The sequence below is a fragment of the Streptomyces sp. NPDC037288 genome (assembly GCF_055603265.1).
Genome location: NZ_JBVJVY010000019.1, coordinates 84,672 through 103,741 on the forward strand (window position 1 = coordinate 84,672; position 19,070 = coordinate 103,741).

General features: G+C 71.6%; 16 protein-coding genes. 7 read left to right on the forward strand and 9 right to left on the reverse strand.

Annotated elements, in window-relative coordinates; all coding sequences use genetic code 11:
* From ACZ7GZ_RS21975 to ACZ7GZ_RS21990, 4 genes are all read right to left on the reverse strand, one after another.
* Positions 1 to 1,119, reverse strand: coding sequence for an LLM class flavin-dependent oxidoreductase (locus tag ACZ7GZ_RS21975; RefSeq protein ID WP_471026582.1), 1,119 nt, complete (start codon positions 1,117 to 1,119; stop codon positions 1 to 3).
* A 99-nt stretch (positions 1,120 to 1,218) separates the two neighbouring features.
* Complete coding sequence (locus ACZ7GZ_RS21980; RefSeq protein WP_471026584.1) at positions 1,219 to 1,977, reverse strand: SDR family NAD(P)-dependent oxidoreductase; 759 nt, start codon at positions 1,975 to 1,977, stop codon at positions 1,219 to 1,221.
* Positions 1,978 to 1,987: 10 nt separating this feature from the next.
* Complete coding sequence (locus ACZ7GZ_RS21985) at positions 1,988 to 2,905, reverse strand: LLM class F420-dependent oxidoreductase (protein ID WP_471026708.1); 918 nt, start codon at positions 2,903 to 2,905, stop codon at positions 1,988 to 1,990.
* Positions 2,906 to 2,910: 5 nt separating this feature from the next.
* Positions 2,911 to 4,134: an amidohydrolase family protein gene (locus ACZ7GZ_RS21990; RefSeq protein ID WP_471026587.1), complete on the reverse strand. Its 1,224-nt coding sequence runs from the start codon at positions 4,132 to 4,134 to the stop codon at positions 2,911 to 2,913.
* Positions 4,135 to 4,323: 189 nt separating this feature from the next.
* Between ACZ7GZ_RS21990 and afsR the strand changes: the two genes are divergently transcribed.
* The 4 genes from afsR (at position 4,324) to ACZ7GZ_RS22010 (ending at position 9,073) form a co-directional block, all read left to right on the forward strand.
* Positions 4,324 to 7,299 carry an SARP-family global regulator AfsR gene (gene afsR / locus ACZ7GZ_RS21995; protein ID WP_471026590.1) on the forward strand — a complete coding sequence of 992 codons (2,976 nt, stop codon included), beginning with the start codon at positions 4,324 to 4,326 and terminating at the stop codon, positions 7,297 to 7,299.
* A 210-nt stretch (positions 7,300 to 7,509) separates the two neighbouring features.
* Entirely contained in the window at positions 7,510 to 7,731 is a 222-nt protein-coding gene (locus ACZ7GZ_RS22000; RefSeq protein ID WP_471026592.1) for a hypothetical protein, read from the forward strand.
* A gap of 186 nt (positions 7,732 to 7,917) precedes the next feature.
* Positions 7,918 to 8,079, forward strand: a complete 162-nt coding sequence (locus ACZ7GZ_RS22005) for a DUF397 domain-containing protein (protein WP_471026593.1) — start codon at positions 7,918 to 7,920, stop codon at positions 8,077 to 8,079.
* A 73-nt stretch (positions 8,080 to 8,152) separates the two neighbouring features.
* Positions 8,153 to 9,073 (forward strand): hypothetical protein, encoded by a 921-nt coding sequence (locus tag ACZ7GZ_RS22010; protein WP_471026595.1) that lies wholly within the window; start codon positions 8,153 to 8,155, stop codon positions 9,071 to 9,073.
* A 1,105-nt stretch (positions 9,074 to 10,178) separates the two neighbouring features.
* Here the strand turns inward: ACZ7GZ_RS22010 and ACZ7GZ_RS22015 are convergent.
* Entirely contained in the window at positions 10,179 to 11,816 is a 1,638-nt protein-coding gene (locus ACZ7GZ_RS22015) for a FadD3 family acyl-CoA ligase (RefSeq protein ID WP_471026597.1), read from the reverse strand.
* An 87-nt stretch (positions 11,817 to 11,903) separates the two neighbouring features.
* Here ACZ7GZ_RS22015 and ACZ7GZ_RS22020 point away from each other — a divergent pair, with 87 nt between their 5' ends.
* From ACZ7GZ_RS22020 to ACZ7GZ_RS22030, 3 genes are read left to right on the forward strand one after another with little or no spacing between them, the layout of a single operon-like run.
* Positions 11,904 to 13,058 carry a lipid-transfer protein gene (locus ACZ7GZ_RS22020; RefSeq protein WP_471026599.1) on the forward strand — a complete coding sequence of 385 codons (1,155 nt, stop codon included), beginning with the start codon at positions 11,904 to 11,906 and terminating at the stop codon, positions 13,056 to 13,058.
* Between the two features lie 6 nt (positions 13,059 to 13,064).
* Positions 13,065 to 13,475, forward strand: a complete 411-nt coding sequence (locus ACZ7GZ_RS22025; protein WP_471026602.1) for a Zn-ribbon domain-containing OB-fold protein — start codon at positions 13,065 to 13,067, stop codon at positions 13,473 to 13,475.
* Positions 13,472 to 14,245 (forward strand): enoyl-CoA hydratase/isomerase family protein, encoded by a 774-nt coding sequence (locus ACZ7GZ_RS22030; protein WP_471026603.1) that lies wholly within the window; start codon positions 13,472 to 13,474, stop codon positions 14,243 to 14,245. The genes ACZ7GZ_RS22025 and ACZ7GZ_RS22030 overlap by 4 nt, the downstream gene beginning before the upstream one ends.
* 259 nt (positions 14,246 to 14,504) lie before the next feature.
* Here ACZ7GZ_RS22030 and ACZ7GZ_RS22035 read toward each other — a convergent pair whose 3' ends face one another.
* From ACZ7GZ_RS22035 to kbpA, 4 genes are all read right to left on the reverse strand, one after another.
* Complete coding sequence (locus ACZ7GZ_RS22035; protein WP_471026605.1) at positions 14,505 to 14,936, reverse strand: hypothetical protein; 432 nt, start codon at positions 14,934 to 14,936, stop codon at positions 14,505 to 14,507.
* Positions 14,937 to 15,521 (reverse strand): hypothetical protein, encoded by a 585-nt coding sequence (locus tag ACZ7GZ_RS22040; protein WP_471026608.1) that lies wholly within the window; start codon positions 15,519 to 15,521, stop codon positions 14,937 to 14,939.
* A gap of 144 nt (positions 15,522 to 15,665) precedes the next feature.
* Positions 15,666 to 18,023, reverse strand: a complete 2,358-nt coding sequence (gene afsK, locus ACZ7GZ_RS22045; RefSeq protein WP_471026609.1) for a protein serine/threonine kinase AfsK — start codon at positions 18,021 to 18,023, stop codon at positions 15,666 to 15,668.
* 178 nt (positions 18,024 to 18,201) lie between these two features.
* Complete coding sequence (kbpA, locus tag ACZ7GZ_RS22050) at positions 18,202 to 18,954, reverse strand: AfsK-binding protein KbpA (protein WP_471026611.1); 753 nt, start codon at positions 18,952 to 18,954, stop codon at positions 18,202 to 18,204.
* Between the last annotated feature and the right edge of the window lie 116 nt (positions 18,955 to 19,070).

A 19,070-nucleotide genomic window follows, 5' to 3' on the forward strand; every position in this document is an offset into this window, starting at 1 on the left:
TCAGACAGCCTGTCGGAACCGGGACGTCCGATGCACGGGATCCGTGTCGATCCTGGGAATCACATGCTCCCCGATGAGCCGGATCGTCTGCAGCGTCTCCTCCTTCGGCACCCCCACCGGCAACCCGAAGCTCAGCTGATCGGCCCCCGCCTGCTCCCACCGCTTGCACTGCCGCAGCACCTCGTCGGGATCGCCGCAGACGAGCAGTTCCTCCTCCACGAGCAGTTCCACGAACTCCGGCGTGTAGGGGGGCAGTGTCTCCGGCCACACGGGGAACCCCTCGGGCCGCGGGAACGTGTCGTGGTACCGGAACACCAGCGAGGGCAGATAGTGCAGCCCCCCGTGCACGGCGATGTCGATCGCCTCGGCGTGGGTGGGCGCACAGATCGCGGTGGTCGTCACCATCACGTTGTCGTTCACGAAGTCCCCGACGGGTTCCGCGTTCACGATCGCCGTCTTGTACTGCTCCAGCACCCATTCCATGTCGGAGACCTTCTGGATGCTGAAGCCGAGCACGCCGAGCCCCTTCCTCGCGGCCATGGCGTACGACGGCGGCGACCCGGCCGCGTACCACATCGCCGGGTGGGAATTCCCGTACGGTTTCGGCAGGACCTTGCGCGGCGGCAGCTGCCAGTGCTTGCCCTGGAAGCCGGCGTACTCGTCCTGGAGCCACATCTTCGGGAACTCGGCGATGGTCTCTTCCCAGATCTCCTTGGTGTAGTTCATGTCGGTCACACCCGGTATGAACCCGAGGATCTCGTGCGAGCCGGCACCCCGCCCGCTGCCGAACTCGAAGCGCCCCTCGCTGAGGTGGTCCAGCATGGCGACCTTCTCGGCGACCTTCACGGGGTGGTTGACCTGGGCCAGGGGGTTGAAGATCCCCGATCCCAGATGGATCCGCTCCGTCGCGTGCGCCAGGTACCCCAGGAACACGTCGTTGGCCGACAGGTGCGAGTACTCCTCCAGGAAGTGGTGCTCGGAGGCCCAGGCGTACTTGAAGCCGGACTTGTCCGCCTGGATGACGTACTCGGTCTCCTCCATCAGCGCCTTGTGCTCGGCCAGCGGGTCGGTCTCGGCGCGCTTGCCCACGTATCCCTGTACAAAGAGCCCGAATTCCAAGGCAGTTCACCGTCCCCAGTCATTTCTGACGTACCGTCAGATACTGTCGTTGGCCGACTGTCGCACCGGCCGCCACGGCCGTCAATAGCTGACGGTCAGTCAGATAACCGAGACCCCCGCCAGCCACCCGCCGTCGATCACGAACGGCTGCCCGGTGATGTACGAGGAGTCCTCCGAGGTGAGGAAGAGCGCCAGCCGGGCCACCTCCTCCGGCCGCCCGACCCGCCCGAGCGGTACGAGCTTGCGGTACAGCTCGTCCAGCGCCCGGCTCATCTCCTCCGGGTCCAGCCGGGCCGGGTTGGACATCGGGGTGTCGATGGCCCCCGGGCAGATGGCGTTGACGCGGATCCTCCGGGCCGCCAGCTCCAGCGCGGCCACCCGGGTCAGCCCCAGCACGGCATGCTTGGTGGCGGCGTACGTCCCCACGGCCGCCATACCGGTCAGGGCCGTGTACGACGCGGTGTTCACGATCGTGCCCCCGTCGGCCATCTCCGGCGCCACCGCCTTCATCCCCAGGAAACAGCCGACCTGGTTGACCTGCACGACCTGCATGAACTCGTCCAGCGGGGTGTCCACCAGGGCGTTGAACCGCAGGATGCCCGCGTTGTTGACCAGCCCGTCGATCCGCCCGTACGCCTCCTTGACGGCCCCGACGGCCTCCCGCCAGCCCTCCTCGGTGCCCACGTCGAGGTGCACGTACACCGCGCCTATCTCCTCGGCCAGGGCCTTCCCCCGGTCGTCCAGCACATCGGCGACGGCCACCCGCGCCCCCTCCGCCCGGAAGAGCCGCGCCTCCTGCTCACCCTGTCCGCGCGCCGCCCCGGTGACGATGACGACCCGCCCGTCCAGCTTGCCCATGGTGCCCTCCTCACTGCAGCCGGGGTGCGACCTCTGCCCCGAACCGCTCGATCTGCTCGACGAGTTCGGCGCGGCTCCGGCTGCGGAACCGCACCTGGACCTGGTCCACGCCCATCGCCCGGTACGCCCCCAGCGACTCGGCGATCTCCTCCGGTGCCCCGGCGAGGGTCCGCCGCCCGACCTCCCAGCCGGGCCGCCCGACGTACAGCGGCTCGGCGATCGCGCCGACGGTGAACGGGCCCTGTACGCCCGCCTCCTCCCGCAGCTGCCGCAGCCGGGCGATCTGCGCGGGCAGCCGCTCCCGCGGATCCCCCTGGGGCAGCCAGCCGTCGCCCTTGAGCGCGGCCCGGCGTACGGCGGCGGGCGAGGAGCCGCCGACCCACAGCGGTACGTCCGGCTGCGCGGGCCGCGGGCGCTGCCCCAGCCCGCCGAAGTCGTGGAACTTCCCGTGGTGCTCCGGAAACTCCTCCGGTCCGAGCGCGGCCCGCAGCGCGTCGATCGTCTCGTCGAGCACGGCCCCGCGCCGCTCGAAGTCCACGCCGAGCACCTCGAACTCCTCCCGCACATGCCCGGCCCCCACCCCGAGGATCAGCCGGCCGCCGGAGAGGTGGTCGAGGGTGGCGTACTGCTTGGCGGTGAGCAGCGGGTGCCGCAGCCCCACGACGGCCACATGGCTGAGCAGCCGGACCCGCCCGGTCACGGCGGCGAGATGGGCGAGGGTGGCGACGGGGTCGTACCAGACCGTGCTCATGGCCGGGGCGAGCCGGCGCGGGACGGCCACGTGGTCGCAGCAGGCCAGGTAGTCGAAACCGGCGCCGTCCACGGCCCGCGCGACGGCCACCAGGTCCTGCGGTCCGGCGCCGGCCTCCCAGCCTTCCGCGTACAGGGTGCTCTGCGACTGGACGGGCAGCTGGATGCCGTACGCCAGGGCGCTCACCGCCACAGGCCTTCCGGTGTGAGCCCCAGCAGCTCGATGGCGTTGCCCCGTACGATCCGCTCGACCACGTCGGCCGCCAGATGCCCCATCTGCGCCTCGCCCACCTCGCGTGACTTGGGCCAGGTGGAGTCGGAGTGCGGGTAGTCGGTCTCGTACAGCACGTTGCCCGTGCCGATGGCGTCCAGGTTCCTGAGCCCGAAGGCGTCGTCGAAGAAGCAGCCGTAGACATGCCCGGCGAACAGCTCGGACGGCGGCCGGGTGACCTTGTCGGCGACCCCGCCCCACCCCCGGTTCTCCTCCCACACCACGTCCGCGCGCTCAAGGATGTACGGAATCCACCCGATCTGCCCCTCGGCGTACATGACCTTCAGGTTCGGGAACCGCTCGAACTTGCCGCTCATCAGCCAGTCGACCATCGAGAAGCAGCAGTTGGCGAAGGTGATGGTGGAGCCGACGGCGGGCGGGGCGTCGGCCGAGGTGGAGGGCATGCGGCTGCTGGAGCCGATGTGCATGGCGACGACCGTGCCCGTCTCGTCGCAGGCCGCGAGGAACGGGTCCCAGTCGTCGGTGTGGACGGACGGCAGACCGAGGTGCGGGGGTATCTCGGAGAAGGCGACGGCCCGCACACCTCGCGCCGCGTTCCGCCGGACCTCCCGGGCGGCCAGCTCGGCGTCCCACAGGGGGATGAGGGTGAGGGGTATGAGCCGGCCGCGCGCGTCGGGCCCGCACCACTCCTCCACCATCCAGTCGTTGTAGGCGCGGACGCAGAGCAGCGCGAGCTCCTTGTCCTCCGCTTCCGCGAAGGTCTGCCCGCAGAAGCGGGGGAAGGTGGGGAAGCAGAGGGCGGACTGGACGTGGTTGACGTCCATGTCGGCGAGCCGGGCGGGCACGTCGTACGACCCGGCCCGCATCTGCTCGTACGTGATGACCTCCAGCCTGACCTCGTCCCGGTCGTACCCGACGGCGGTGTCGAGGCGGGTGAGCGGGCGCCGCAGGCCCTCGTAGACCCACCAGTCGCCGAGGGGCCCCTCGGTGCTGCCGGGTTCGCCCATGACGGGGCTGAAGCGCCCGCCCAGGAAGGTCATCTCCTTCAGGGGCGCACGCACGATCCGGGGCCCGACCTCCAGGTACTTCTTCGGCAGCCGGTCCTGCCAGACGGTGGCGGGCTCCACGGTGTGGTCGTCGACGGAGATGATCAGCGGGAACTGTGTGGTCTCCATGGGCCTCACGTTAGCGCCGATCTGACGACCCGTCAGCTACCGTGTGGGGCCGTGAGGCTGCGAAGAGGGTGTGAGGGCTTTGTGGACTGAGCCGCACCACCCCGCGATCGGCGTCTCCCCCGGCTGACGGAACCGGCCCTAACAAGGCAAACTGACGGGGTTGTTCGAGATGTCGAGGGGGACGAGCGCATGGATGGTGGGCCGCGAGTGCCTGAGCAGCGGCGTCCCGGCTCCGTGACCGTCACGGAGCAGGAGGCGCTGCGGTTCGGCGTGCTCGGTCCGGTGCGGGCCTGGCGCGGCGAGGAGCAGCTCAGCACGGGCTCCCCCCAGCAGCGGGCCCTGCTGGCCGCCCTGCTGCTGCGCGAGGGCCGTACGGCGACGGCACCGGAGCTGATCGACGCGGTATGGGGCACCGAGCCCCCGTCGCAGGCGCTGGCGGCACTGCGCACGTACGCCTCCCGTCTGCGCAAGATCCTGGACGCCGGCGTCCTGGTCAGCGAGTCCGGCGGTTACGCGGTGCGTTCGCTGGGCGAGGGCGCCCTGGACCTGGCGGTCGCGCAGGACCTGGCGGCGGAGGCCGAGAAGGCACGCGGCACGGGCAACCTGTGCCGGGCCCGCGAGCTGCTGAACCAGGCCCTGGGCATGTGGGACGGCGAGGTTCTGGCGGGCGTCCCCGGCCCGTACGCCGAGGCCCAGCGGGTCCGCCTGGAGGAATGGCGCCTCGGACTGCTGGAGTCCCGCCTGGACATGGACCTGGAGCAGGGCTGCCACGCGGAGGCGGTCTCCGAACTGACGGCGCTGACGGCGGCGCACCCCCTGCGGGAACGCCTGCGCGAGCTCCTGATGCTGGCCCTGTACCGCAGCGGACGGCAGGCGGAGGCGCTGGCGGTCTACGCCGACACCCGCCGCCTCCTGGCCGAGGAGCTGGGGGTCGATCCGCGGCCGGGGCTTCGGGACCTTCAGCGGCGGATCCTGCAGGCGGACCCCGCCCTGGCGGAGCCGTCCTCTCCGGCGACGGAAACCGCGGTGGTCCCCGTCCGCCCGGCCCAGCTCCCCGCGTCCGTGCCCGACTTCACGGGCCGGGCGTCCTTCGTGTCCGAGCTGAGCGAGGTGCTGTCGTCGGCGTCGGAGGCGTCGGGGACGACGAGCCGGGTGATGGCGGTCTCGGCCCTGGCCGGCATCGGCGGCGTCGGCAAGACGACCCTGGCGGTGCACGTGGCCCACCGGGCACGGGGGACCTTCCCGGACGGCCAGCTGTACGTGGACCTGCAGGGCGCGGGGGCGCGTCCCGCGGAACCGGAAACGGTACTGGGCTCCTTCCTGCGCGCGTTGGGCACGTCGGACTCGGCGATCCCGGACAGCCTGGAGGAGCGCGCGGCCCTCTACCGCTCCGTCCTGGACGGCCGCCGGGTCCTGGTCCTGCTGGACAACGCGAAGGACGCGGCACAGGTACGCCCGCTGCTGCCGGGCACGGAGGGCTGCGCGGCGCTGGTGACGTCCCGCGTCCGCATGGTCGATCTGGCCGGGGCGCACCTGGTCGACCTCGACGTGATGTCCCCGGACGAGGCGCTCTCCCTGTTCACGCGGATCGTGGGCGAGGAGCGGGTGGCGGCGGAACGCGAGTCCGCCCTGGACGTGGTGGCGGCCTGCGGCTTCCTCCCCCTGGCGATCCGCATCGCAGCCTCCCGCCTGGCAGCCCGCCGCACCTGGACCGTCTCGGTCCTCGCGGCGAAGCTGGCGGACGAACGCCGCCGCCTGGACGAACTGCAGGCCGGCGACCTGGCGGTCAAGGCCACCTTCGAACTGGGCTACGGCCAGCTGGAGCCGGCCCAGGCCCGCGCCTTCCGCCTGCTGGGCCTGGCCGACGGCCCCGACATCTCCCTGGCCGCCGCCGCGGCGGTCCTCGACCTCCCGCCGGAGGAGACGGAGGACCTCCTGGAGTCCCTGGTGGACACGTCCCTGCTGGAGTCGGCGGCCCCCGGCCGCTACCGCTTCCACGACCTGGTCCGGCTCTACGCGCGTGCCTGCGCGGAGAGGGACGAGCAACCGCCGACCGAACGGAAGGCCGCGATGTCGCGGCTGCTGGACTTCTACCTGGCCACGGCGGCCCAGGTTTATGCGATGGAGCGGCCGGGGGACCGGTTGGTGGATCACCTGGAGCCGACCGACTATGCGGGGCTGACGTTCGACGACCGGCACCGGGCGCAGGACTGGTTGTACGCGGAGGCGGTCTGTCTGCTCGCCTGCGTACGGCAGTCCGCCTGTGGAAGTACGCTGCGGCGAGCGATCGATCTCCTGTGGGCATCCGTCGACCTTGCCGAATCCGGCGCCAATTCGAGGGACTACGAAGCGGTCGCCGCCGCGCTGCGGAAGGCCGCACAGGCCGCAGGCGACGTGCGTGCCGAGGGCAGGGCTTCGGTCGTTCTGAGCAACGCCCGGCTCTTCTCCGGCGTGTTCGACCAGGCGTACCGCGAGGCCAGGGAGGCGTTCCAGCTCGCTGAGGCCGCTCACGATCCGCTGCCCTCCTGCTGGGCGGCGAACGTGCTGGGCAGCACGGCTTTCTACCAGAACCGGCACGACGACGCCGAAGGCTATTTCAGCCAGGCCATCGAGAAGTTCCGCAGCTGTGGTGACCTCGCGGGTACGGCGGCCGCCCTGTGCAACCTGTCGCGTCTGCACCTGGCGACAGGCCGTGCCGAAACCGCGGTTGTCCTCGCCCGCCAGGGCACGGAGATCTACCAGGAGCTCGGGCACACCCTCAGAGGAGCGAACGGGCGCTACGCGTTCGGCATGGCCCTCGGCAAAAGCGGGCAGCACAGCAGCGCCACCGAGCAGTTGGAAGTGGCCCTGCGCGTCTTCCGCGACAGCCGTCAGCGGCTGTGGGAGGGAATGACGCTCTGCCGGCTCGCGGAGGTGGACCTGGACGCTCGCAAGCCGGGCCAGGCCGCGAGCAACGCCGAGATGGCGCTCACCGTCCTGCGAGGTATCGGAGGCGAGTGGCGCCGCGGCCACGTCCTGACCGTGCTGGGCAGAGCCCTGAACGGCATCGGCCACTCCGGCCGGGCCCAGGTCTGCTGGCGGGAGGCCTTGGAGATCTACGAGAACCTGAACGCCCCGGAGGCCGCCGACGTCCGCAAACTCCTTGCTCCGGTGGCGGCCGCCTGACGTTCTGCCGGGACGTTCATCGTTCGTTTATCCCGACCCTGCACTCTCGTGGTTGTCGATCCGTCGCGTCGGGGGGCAGACGGACCGCGGTGAGGGTCGCCCGTACCGGAGGAGATTAGGGTGGGGCGGCCTGTGAGGCCCGCCCGGCCATCCTCGGGGGAATGACTGGGCGGGCCTCACGTTCCACACGATCCACCCAGGGGAGGCACCATGAGCAACACCCAGAACGACACGATCGTCCAGCCGGACAACACCCACGTCACCGACGCTCCGGCGGGCGGGAAGGTCAAGCCGCTCAACACCCATGTCACCGACGCTCCGGCGGACGAGACGGTCAAGCCGCTCAACACCCACGTCACGGACGTCGAGGCAGCGGCCGCCGACGGCACGGTGACCCCGGACAACACCCACGTCACGTCCGAGCCCGCCTGATCCACAGACCGACGGGGGACCGGCCGCGACGGCGCCGAGGGGGAGCCGTCGCGGCCGAGGCGTGTCCGGGTGCAGATGCTTTGGCCCACTGCCGCGAACCGTGCCCAGCCGGGTCCGTGACCTCGACACGGTGCGGTTGCCGTCTGTTCGGACCACCCGCACACGGACAGTGGCCCCCTCCCCCACATGCCGGATCACGTTGGTGAAGAGTTCGGTGACGCAGAGCTGGACATCGGCGCAGGGAGCGCCCAGGTAGCGGCGTACGGTGCGGCGAAGGCCCAGGAGGGACCCGTACTCCTCTTCCCGCCCCTCGCCTGGTCCACCTTTCTCGCCTCGCTGAAGGGCTGATCCCGCCCGGTTATCCACAGGCCAAGCGGCAAGTCGCGGATTCTGCGATCTTGCCGGGGTGGAGCGGACGGGGTTGAGGGCGCTGGCAGACGGGGGCGTCCTGCTCACCTGGCGTGCCGTGGAGGCCGGCTGGCCCCGGCGCAGTCTCACGCGTGCGCTGCGGGCAGAGGGCTGGACCCGGCTGCGGCAGTGCGCCTGGGCCGAGCCGGGGCGGGAGGCGGACCTGCTCACTCACCTCCGGGCCGTGCTGCTCCGCGAACCCCGGCTGATCGTGAGCCACGGTTCAGCGGCCGCCCTCTGGCGGATCGAGATGCTCGGAGGTGGCCGCAGGACGTCGCTGGAGTTCATCGACCCGCAGCTCACCGTCCGCGGTGTTAGCGACGGCGTGCGCGTCCACCGGATGCCGCTCACCACGAGGGACGTGGTGGAACGACAGGGGCTACGGCTCACCACCCCCACCCGCACCCTCGCCGACCTGCTCCGGCGCGGCCCCAGGGACGAGGCGATCGTCGCCGTGGACTCGGCGCTGACGTACCGCAGGATCGGGCACATCCGTCGCGCACCGCTCACCAAGCTGGACGAGATCGCCGCGGCGCTCGAGACGATCTCGCAAGGGTCGGTCAGAGCCCGGAACTGGCTGCGCCTGACCGACCCCCTCGCCGGTTCACCCGCCGAGACGGTTGCCCGACTGCGCATGTACGACGCCGACCTGCACCCCGAGAGCCAGGCCGAGCTACGCACCCCGGAAGGCAGTCGCCGCGTCGTCGACTTCCTGTTCAGGGCGGCAGGGCTGGCGGTGGAGATCGAGGGATACGCCTACCACGGAACTCGTGACGCCCATCGAAGGGACGTTGCCCGCTTCAACCAGATCCTGAGGTGTCCCGAGATCCGCAGCCTCCTCCGCTTCAGCGCCGAGGACGTTTTCCATCGCCCTGAGTACATGGTCGAGGAGATCAGGGCCACCCTGGCTGCCCTGGCCCGCGACTCCCGGTGACCGTGGGGCCGCCCGCTTCTTGGCCAGGGTTGTGCTTCCGCGAGGCGAGTCAAGGGCGCTGCGTTCCGCTGCGCTCCACTCCGCGTCGGCTGCCGCCGATGACCCTCCGGGCCACCCTAGACACGCCTCGCTCCAGCACGGGGAAGAAGCGAGCGAGCGGCCCGGAAAGGCGGGTGGCCTGGTGGGGTTTGCGGCATGGCTCGGCTGCGTTCTGGGCCGGGGTTGACGGGCGCGACCGCGCGTCGCCGGCACGCCGGGGGATTGGCGGCTTGCGGTGAGTGGGGGGCGCCCCAGCGAGGTCGGGCACTCCGGATGGGTTCGGCGACTTGCGGTGAGCGCGAGGGGGCCCCACTCCACGTGGCCTGGTGGCGCGTCATCCCGCCATTCGAGGGCCCCGAAGGTGGGGACAGCAGGGATTGGAATCTTTGGGCGCTCTCTTCCTCAGGAGATAGGCAGGGCAGCCCTCCCCGACTGGCCCAAGTCTGCCGATTACTCCCCTGCCCGCGGCCCCTGGGGCTGGTGTGACAGAAGGGGCGCTCTGAAGGCCGTCGGCTACCCGAGTCGCCTCCCGGGGCGCCCAGTTGCCCCGTCCGTCGCCAACTCCTGCCGCCCGCACGCCGCCAACCGACCCTGCGAACCATCCACCTGGCGCGCCGCTCCCCCCGACCGAGAGCCACCAACCCCACCTGGCGCCCCGACCACCCCCCGCGCTCACCCCCACCCCCGGCGCCCCGACCACCCCGGCGCTCACCTCCACCCAGTGCAAGCCGCCGAACCCACCCGGCGTGCCGCCACCCCGCTGGCGCGCCCACCGACGCACCGCAAGCCGCCGCCCCCACCCGGCGTGCAGGCGAGACGCGGTCGCGCCTCCTCCGCCGACGACGCGAACGCAGCCGGCGTAGGGCCCGACCCCGGCAAGCCGGCCACTTTCCCCGGGCTGCCCGCTCGCTTCTCACCCGTGGTGGGGCGAGGCGTGTCAAGGGTGGCCCGGAGAGGGCCATCGCCGAAGGCGACGCGCAGCGCCCTTGACTCGCCTCGCGGAGGCACGACACTGGCCGAGGAAGCGGGCGGCCCCACGGTCACTTCGCGGTGCCAGAAGTGCAACTCACCGCCTCCCCCGCAAAACTCCCTTCACCACCTTGCCGCTCGCGTTCCGTGGGAGTTCCGAGACGAACTCCACCGACCTCGGCACCTTGTAGTTCGCCATCTCGCGGCGGGACCAGGCGATCAGGTCGTCCGAGGTCAGGATCGAACCGGGTCTGCGTACCACGTAGGCCTTGGCCACCTCGCCCAGCCGGGGGTCGGGTATGCCGATCACCGCGACGTCGGCCACGTCCGGGTGGGTGCCCAGCAGTTGCTCGATCTCCGCCGGGTAGGCGTTGAAGCCGCCGACGATGAACATGTCCTTGATGCGGTCCGTGATGCGCAGGTTGCCCGACTCGTCCAGGACGCCCACGTCGCCCGTGCGGAGCCAGCCGTCCGCCGAGATCGTCTCGGAGGTGGCCTGGGGATCCTCGTAGTAGCCGCGCATGACGTTGAAGCCGCGGACCAGCACCTCGCCCGAGGTGCCGGCGGGTACCGGGGCGCCCACCGCGTCCACCACCCTCACCTCCGTGCCGGGGATCGCGCGGCCGGAGGTGGACGCGATCACCGACGGGTCGTCGCCGCGCCGGCACATCGTGACGACGCCGCTCGCCTCCGAGAGGCCGTACGCCGTGAGGACCGTGTCCACGCCCAGTTCCCCGCGCAGGCGCTCCACCAGGCGCAACGGCACCACCGCGGCGCCCGTCACCACCAGGCGCAGCGCAGAGAGGTCGTACGCGTCCCGGGACGGGTGGTCCAGGAGGGACTGGTGGAGGGTGGGCGGGCCGGGGAGCACCGAGATGTGTTCCGCCGCGATGTTCGCCAAGGCCGTCTCCACGTTGAACACCGGCTGCGGGATCATCGTCGCCCCGCGCATCAGGCAGGCGATCACCCCCGCCTTGTAGCCGAAGGTGTGGAAGAAGGGGTTGATGATCAGGTAGCGGTCCGTCGCGCGCAGGCCTGCCAGGTCCGCCCAGGTCTCGTACGCCCGGAGGGTCTGGGTGTGCGTGATCATCGCGCCTTTCGGGCGGCCCGTCGTGCCCGAGGTGTAGATGATGTCCGACAGGGCCGAGCCGTCCAACCGGCTCCGCCGGGCCTCCACTTCGGACCCGGCCACGCCCTCCCCTCCCGCCAGGAAGTCCTTCCAGGTGCGGAAGTCCGGGGGTGCGTCCTGCGACAGGACCACCACCTCCATCAGGTCCGGCAGGGCGGGGAGCGGGGCGCCCCGGCCACCCGCTCCGGCCGGCACCTCCGGCGCCCCCTCCCCCGCCGCGCGCCGCAGGCTCGCCACGTACGACGTGCCCAGGAACGTGCCCGTCACGAAGAGCAGCCGGGCGCCGCTGCGGCGCAGTACGTCCGCCGCCTCCGCGCCCTTGAAGCGGGTGTTCAGCGGGACCAGGACCGCGCCCGCCGTCACCGCGCCGAGGGCCGACACGATCCAGTCCAGGGAGTTGGGGGCCCAGACCGCCACCCGGTCACCGACCCGCACCCCGCTCGCCAGGCAGGCCGCCGCCGCGCGCTCGACCCGGGCGCCGAGTTCGGCGTACGTGATCCTGGTGCGGCCCTCGACCACCGCCTCCCTGTCCGCGTACCGCTCGGCCGACCACCGGACCAGATCGGGGACGGTGCTCCCGTCGCTCCTGTCGCCCCAGTCGCTCATCGCAGCCCCCTGCCACCCTCATAGCTGACTAACCGTCAGATTAGCTGTAATCTGACGGCCTGTCAGGTCAGCTGTGAGGGGGACGCCATGGCACCAACCGGGTTCAAGGACGCCACCGCCGTCGTCGGGATCGGGCAGACCGCGTTCGCCAAGCACCTGGCGGAGGACGAGAAGACGCTCGCCTGCCGGGCCGTACTCGCCGCGCTCGACGACGCCGGGATCGCGCCCGGTGAGGTCGACGGACTCGCCTCCTACACCATGGAGGAGACCGACGAGGTGGAGCTGGCGAAGGCCGTGGGGTTCGGCGACCTGACCTTCTTCAGCAAGGTGGGGTACGGAGGGGGCGGCTCGTGCGCCACGGTCGCGCACCTCGCCGCCGCCATCGCCTCCGGCCAGGCCACCGTCGGTGTCGCCTGGCGCTCACGGAAACGGGGCAGCGGGCCCCGGCCGTGGGCCGGTACCACCGTGCAGCTGCCCACCCCGGCCCAGTGGACGCGGCCCTTCGGCCTCCTGCGCCCGGCGGACGAGATAGCCATGCTCACCCGCCGCTACATGCACGAGTACGGCGCCACCCGCGATCACCTCTTCAACATCGCCCTCGCCTGCCGGAACCGGGCCAATCAGAATCCGGCCGCCGTGATGTACGAACGGCCGCTGACCCGCGAGATGTACATGACCTCCCGGTGGATCAGTGAGCCGCTGTGCCTCTTCGACAACTGCCTGGAGACGGACGGGGCCCTCGCCTGCGTCCTCGTGTCCGGAGAACGCGCCCGGGACTGCGCCAGGAAGCCCGTGTACGTCCACTCCGCCGCCCAGGGCCTGCCCGCCCAGCACCACGGCATGGTCAACTACTGGAACGACGACCCCCTCACCGGCCCCGCCTGGACCGCCGCCCGGCAGCTGTGGAAGCACGCCGACTTCACCCCGGACGACGTGGACGTGGCGCAGATCTACGACGCGTTCACCGCCCTCATCCCGCTCTCCCTGGAGGGATACGGCTTCTGCGGGCGGGGAGAGGGGGGCGCGTTCACCGAACAGGGCGCGCTGGAGATCGGGGGGCGGCTGCCCCTCAACACCGGCGGGGGCGGGCTCTCCGAGGCCTACGTCCATGGCTTCAACCTCATCAACGAAGGGGTGAAGCAGCTGCGCGGAACCAGTACCGCGCAGGTTCCGGGGGCCGCCACCTGTCTGGTCACAGCAGGGGAAGGCGTCCCGACGTCCGCTCTGCTGCTGAGGAGTTGATCCAGCATGCTGACTCCCGTCACCGACACCGACGGCGCCCCCTTCTGGGAGTACGCGGCCCGCGGTGAACTGCGCGTCCAGGCCTGCGGCGACTGCCGCGAACCTCGCTTCCCGCCCCGCCCCTGCTGCCCGCACTGCCAGTCCTTCTCGACCGAGTGGCGGCTCACCAGCGGGCGCGGACGGATCTGGTCGTACGTCGTGCCGCATCCGCCGCTGCTGCCCGACTACGCCGAGCAGGCGCCGTACAACGTCGTCGTGGTGGAGCTGGAGGACCACCCGCGGATCAGGCTGGTGGGGAATCTGGTCAGCGGTGCCGGGGCCCGGCTCGACTCCGTCGATCCGCGGTGCCTGAGGATCGGCGCCCGGGTGCAGGTGGTCTTCGGCGACGGCGGGCTCCCGCAGTGGGTGCTCGCGTGAGCACCGTGCGGGTGGACACCGACAAGGACAGCGGGGTCGCCGTCGTCACCCTCGACCGGCCGCACCGGCTCAACGCCATCGACCTGGACATGGCCCGCGAACTCACCCGGGCCTGGCGGGCGTTGCGGTTCGACGACTCGGTGCGGGCCGTCGTGCTCACCGGGAGCGGGGAGCGGGCGTTCTGCACCGGGATCGACCGGGACGTCGTCGTGCCGCAGCCCTCGTCGCCGTACTCGCAGGACGATCCGCTGCTGCGGATCGGGCCGAAGGCGAACGACCTGTGGAAGCCCGTCGTGGCCGCCGTGCGCGGGATGGCCTGCGGGGGCGCCTTCTATCTGCTGGGCGAGAGCGAGTTCGTCGTCGCCGACCCGACGGCCGGGTTCTTCGATCCGCACACCGCCTACGGCATGGTCAGCGCCTACGAGTCCATGCTGATGGCCGCCCGGATGCCGTACGGGGAAGTGGCCCGCATGATGCTGATGGGCACCGCCGAGCGGATCTCCGCCCGGCGGGCCCATGAGATCGGGCTCGTCTCCGAAGTCACGGAGGAGGGCGGGGCGTTGGCGGCGGCCGTGCGCTGCGCCACCGTCATCGCCGGGTTTCCGGCGGAGGGGGTGCAGGGGACCGTGCGGGCATTGTGGGCGGCCAGGGAGGCGGGGCTGGCCCAGGCGTTCGCCCAGGCCCCGCAGCTCATCGCCCTCGGCAGCCTGCCGGCCGCGCGGCAGGCGGAGCTGTTCACCGGGAGGCGGCGGGGGTTCCGGCTGCGCTAGGTGTTCTGTCCGGGAGGTTGTGGACGGGTGAGCCAGGTCTCGGCTGGGGGATCCTGAACAGGTGAGGGTCTTCCGGTTCGGTGTGGATTGCGACGTCTACACCCACAGAAGGGCCCTCGTGGTCCCGGACCGCGCCGACGAGGAACTCGCCCTCGCTCAGCCTTGTCCCAGCGGATGCCGGTCTGAACCCGCAGCTCCCGGATCCACCGGACGCTCTCCAGGGGCCCCTTGGCCCGAAGCGGGCAGCCAGCACGGTGAGTTATGTGACAGACCTGATTTCGGTCCACTGCGCACAGACCAAGTCAAGCTCGCCAATTGCGAACCAGCCGAGGTAATCCACTTCGGCAGAGAGCGCGATGACCGATCCCAGCCGGTAAGCCTGCAATCTGCTCGAAATTCCGCCGGGAAGGCCGACTTCCTCGTGCCCGACCTTTAAATCCATGCGCCTTGGCGTCGGATCCCGCGGTTGCCGGTTCTTGACAAAAGTAGCGAGCCAGCGGTAAGCGAACGGAGGGTCGATATGCAGAGTTGTCGTGCCGACCCACATCCCGCGAACACCGAGATCGTACTTGATGAAGAAGGTTTCGCATATTCCGTCTTGTTGTTCTCCAAGCGTCCCCATGAGGTCCTGCCCGCCGAGGCCGAACATCACCCCGTCAAAGTCCCTCGCGGCCATCGCGATTTCTTTCACCTAGCCGCCCTGGTCGTCGAACCGCGCCCGCGGGTTTGCCTCGCAGTGGTCCAGCAGGTCGAGGTTGGCCTTGTCGAACGGGACCTTGACGGTGTTCGTGCCGTTGGCCGGTACGGAGACCTGCGCGTGCTGCGAGGTGAGCATGGACGTGCGGTCGGCCATGAAGGAGACCTGGACGTCGAAGCCGGCCCGGCGGCCGTTCGGGTTGGTGACCTGCACCGTCGCGTACGGGTTCCGCGCGGTCGCGCAGCTGATCAGCTTCGCCGTACCGTCCGCCAGAGGTGTGCCGCTGCCGCTGCCGGACGGTGTGGAGGTGGCGCGGTGCGTGGGAAGGCGACGGTAGGTACCGCCGCTCGTGCTCGTGCCGCCGCTGCTGTAGCCGTCGTCGTCCGAATCGCCGTACGAGCCGCCGCCCGAGGTGGACGACGTCGAGGTGTCGTGGTCCTGGTGCGAGCTGCTGCACCCGCCTCCTCCGCCCGAGCCTCCGTGGCGGCTGTGGTGCCGGCCGGTCGAGAAGCCGGTCAGGCTGAGGACCACGAAGGTCAGCACGGCCGTGAACCTCAGCGTGCGTGTCCGTGCAGGCATGGGCATGCCACCACCCTATCCGTACGGGGGAACCGCATGGCGGCTGCCGTGCGCCGGGGGTAGCGTCAGCCCTGGGACGGCCGCCGTCTGGAGCCCTTCCGTGACACACCGGTACGACGGCCGTCACGCACCCCCGTCACGTCCTCACGCGGTGCGTGCCGTTCCCGTCCCCTTCTCCGCGTCCAGCGCATACACACACCGGTCCTTGCTGCACGCGTACACCACCCCGTCCTTGACGACCGGGGAGCCGGTGATCTCGCCGCCGGTGGCGAGCTTCCACCTGAGCCGGCCGTCGTCCGCCTTCAACGTGTACAGAAGATGGTCCGTGGAGCCGAAGTGGATGCGGCCCTCGGCCACCGCGGGGGCGCCCACCAGGTCGCCGCCCGCCTGGAAGCGCCACTTGGGCGTACCGGTGACCGCGTCCAGGGTGTACAGGCCCTTGCCGCTGCCGACATGGACGTGGCCGGCCGCCACGAGCACCGGTTCGACGGAGGAGCGGGCCTCGGTGGCGATGCGCCAGCGGTCGCGGCCGTCGGTGGCGTCGAGGGCGTAGACCGTGCCGAGGTAGTCGGCGAGGTACACGCCGCCGCCCGTCACCGCCGGGCCCGGGGTGAAGGCGGGCGGGGACAGGAAGACCGCGGGCGCCTCGAAGTGCCAGCGGACCCGGCCGCTCGCCGCCTCGACGGCTAGGACGCGGGTGCCGGCCGAGACGTAGACGTAGCCGTCGGGCGCCGGGGTGAGACGGACGGGCACGCCGCCGCAGGACGCGGCGTCGCCGACCGGGTACGACCAGCGCTCCTCACCGGTGCGGGCCTCCAGGGCGCGCAGCCGGGCGTCCTGCCAGACGTAGACCGTGCCGTCGTGGACGAGCGGGCCGGACTCGGGGGACTCGAAGTCGGTCTGGCAGCCGGTGACCTCCCACAGCTTCTGCCCGCCCGACGCCTCCCAGCCCTGGACGCCGCCGCCCCGGGTGCCGGTGACGACCGTGCCGCGGTCGGCCTTGAGCGAGTACACCCAGGCGTCCGTGGACAGCCGCCACAGGTCGGTGCCCTCGCGGGCGTCCAGGGCGAACAGGGTCGGGCCGTCGGAGGCGTGGATACGGCCGTCCGCCACCGCCATCGACCAGGCGACGTCCCGCGTCTTGAAGCGGCGGCGGCCGGTGCCCACGTCCAGGGCGTGCACCTCGAAGGAGGTGACGTAGACCAGGTCGCCGTCGACGGCGGGGGTCCCCCAGACCTCGTTGGACATGCGGAACCGCCAGGGCCGCCAGCCGCTCGCGGTCTCCGGGGGCTGGGGCGGGGCCGGCGGCACGGCAGGGCCTACGGCAGGGTCTGTGCCGGCGACACCGGTGCGCGGGCGGGACCAGCTGGCGACCAGGCCGGCCTCCGGCGGGGGCGCCTTGACGGCGGCGGCGCGGGCGTCGGCGACGCGCGGGCCGGGACCGATGGGCACCTGGGCGCCGGCCAGCCGGACCGGGCCGGTGTCGGGCGCGACGGCGGAGGCGCCGGCGGGGACGGGCGGGTCGTACGGGGGCGGCGGGGGCACGGCCGAGCGGCCGCCGCTCCTGGGGCCGCCGGCCGGCGCCGGGGACGGCTTTGCGGCGGGGCGCCCGCCGCGGCGGGCCTCGATGAGGGCGACGGCCTTCTCGGGCAGCCAGGCGGAGGCGGTGCCGCTGTCGTCGGAGCCGGAGCCGAAGAGATGGGGAGCCAGCTGGGCCTGGAGGTCGGCCGGGCTGGGCCGGGCGGGGGCCTCCATCTGCATGCAGGCCTCGATCAGCGGGCGCAGCTCGTCGGGCAGACCGGTGAGGTCGGGGCCCTCGCGCAGCAGCATGAAGACGGTCTCGACCGGGTTGGCGCCGTGGAAGGGCGGGTGGCCGGTGGCCGCGAAGACGAGGGTGGAGCCGAGCGAGAAGACATCACTGGCGCCGGTGACGCTGCGGGAGTCCTTGGCCTGCTCCGGGGACATGTAGGCGGGGGTGCCGACGGCGACGTTGGTCATGGTCAGGCGCGTGTTCGAGACGCCGGAGGCGATACCGAAGTCGATCACCCGGGGGCCGTCCTCGACCACGAGCACGTTGGACGGCTTCAGGTCGCGGTGGACGAGCCCCGCGCCGTGGATGGACTGCAGGGCCTCCGCCACACCCGCCGCCAGCCAGCGCACCGCCTGGGCCGGGAGCGGCCCGCAGTCGTTCACTATCTCCTCGAGGGAGGGCGCGGGGACGTACGCGGTCGCGAGCCAGGGCACGGCGGCGCGCGGGTCGGCGTCGACCACGGCCGCCGTGTAGAAGCCGGAGACCGCGCGGGCCGCCTCCACCTCGCGGGTGAAGCGGACCCGGAACAGCTGGTCCTCGGCCAGCTCGGTGCGCACCGTCTTGATCGCCACGCGCCGGCCGGACGCCGAGCGGGCGAGATAGACCAGCCCCATGCCGCCGGCGCCCAGCCGGCCCAGCACCTCGAACGGCCCGATCCGCCGCGGATCGTGCTGCGTCAGCTGATCCACCACTTGCCTGCCACCTCCCCGTACGAGCCGCGCCACCCACATATGTACGCGACCGAAGTGCAGCGTCTCACCACCGCACCGCCGTGGCGGCACGCACCCCGATTCTTCCTGGCCGGGCCGCTGGTTGCGAACCCGGTGAGAATAGGGGTGTCTCCCCACCAATCAGACCAAAGCGGACGGATCAGCGCTGCAGCAGTGCGAAGGACGCCCCCTGATTGTCGGTGACGACGGCCACTCGTCCGTACGACGTCTCGAAGGGTGGCGCCTGCACCCGGCCGCCGAGCCGCTGTGCGGCCCCGAGCGCGTCGCCGAGGTCCGCGACCCGGAAGTGGGCGAGGAAGTGCGGGGGCATCTCGGCCGGGAAGACCTCGGTGACGTGGGCGCGCCCGAAGTCGGGCTCCGCACCCTCACCGAAGAGGGCCTCGCGGAAGAGGCCGCCGTAGAAGGCGTTGGCGGCGGTGGTGTCCCGGGTGTACAGCTCGGCCCAGACGAAGGTGCCGGGCTCGTGCCGCCGCCCGAAGCCGCGGTGGCGGCCCGGCTGCCACAGCCCGAACACCGCCCCCTCGGGGTCGGCGGCGAGGGCGGCGATGCCGAGGTCGCCCACCGGGAACGGGGCCATGACCATCTGCCCGCCGGCTTCGGTGATCCGCCGGCCGAGGGCCCCGGCGTCGGGGGTGGCGAAGGAGACCGTCCAGACGGTGGGCATACGGCCGTCGATCTTGGGGGCCAGCGAGGCGACGGGCTCCCCCTCCAGCCGGGCCCACACCGAGGAGCCGTAGGCGTCCTCGAAGGACCACCCGAAGAGCTCACCGTAGAACCGCTTGCCGGCCTCGACGTCGGCGAGCTGGGCGTCCACCCAGCAGGGCACACCCTCCCCGTACACCTCTCCGGCCTCTTCCGCCGCTTCATTCCCTGATGCCCTGTTTTCGGCCATGCCGTCAAAGTAACCGGGCCGCGCGCACCCCGCAGACCAGGCACACCACCCTCAGCACACCCGTGCACCCCATTTGCAGTCGGCCGAATCGCGCTCCGATCACCCCTCGGTAAGCT

Coding starts and splice junctions, on each gene's coding strand:
- ACZ7GZ_RS21980 (WP_471026584.1), bottom strand. CDS start 1,977: ATGGGCAAGCTGGACGGGCGGGTCGTCATCGTCACCGGGGCGGCGCGC.
- ACZ7GZ_RS21990 (WP_471026587.1), bottom strand. CDS start 4,134: ATGGAGACCACACAGTTCCCGCTGATCATCTCCGTCGACGACCACACC.
- afsR (WP_471026590.1), top strand. CDS start 4,324: ATGGATGGTGGGCCGCGAGTGCCTGAGCAGCGGCGTCCCGGCTCCGTG.
- ACZ7GZ_RS22000 (WP_471026592.1), top strand. CDS start 7,510: ATGAGCAACACCCAGAACGACACGATCGTCCAGCCGGACAACACCCAC.
- ACZ7GZ_RS22005 (WP_471026593.1), top strand. CDS start 7,918: ATGCCGGATCACGTTGGTGAAGAGTTCGGTGACGCAGAGCTGGACATC.
- ACZ7GZ_RS22015 (WP_471026597.1), bottom strand. CDS start 11,816: ATGAGCGACTGGGGCGACAGGAGCGACGGGAGCACCGTCCCCGATCTG.
- ACZ7GZ_RS22020 (WP_471026599.1), top strand. CDS start 11,904: ATGGCACCAACCGGGTTCAAGGACGCCACCGCCGTCGTCGGGATCGGG.
- ACZ7GZ_RS22025 (WP_471026602.1), top strand. CDS start 13,065: ATGCTGACTCCCGTCACCGACACCGACGGCGCCCCCTTCTGGGAGTAC.
- ACZ7GZ_RS22040 (WP_471026608.1), bottom strand. CDS start 15,521: ATGCCTGCACGGACACGCACGCTGAGGTTCACGGCCGTGCTGACCTTC.
- kbpA (WP_471026611.1), bottom strand. CDS start 18,954: ATGGCCGAAAACAGGGCATCAGGGAATGAAGCGGCGGAAGAGGCCGGA.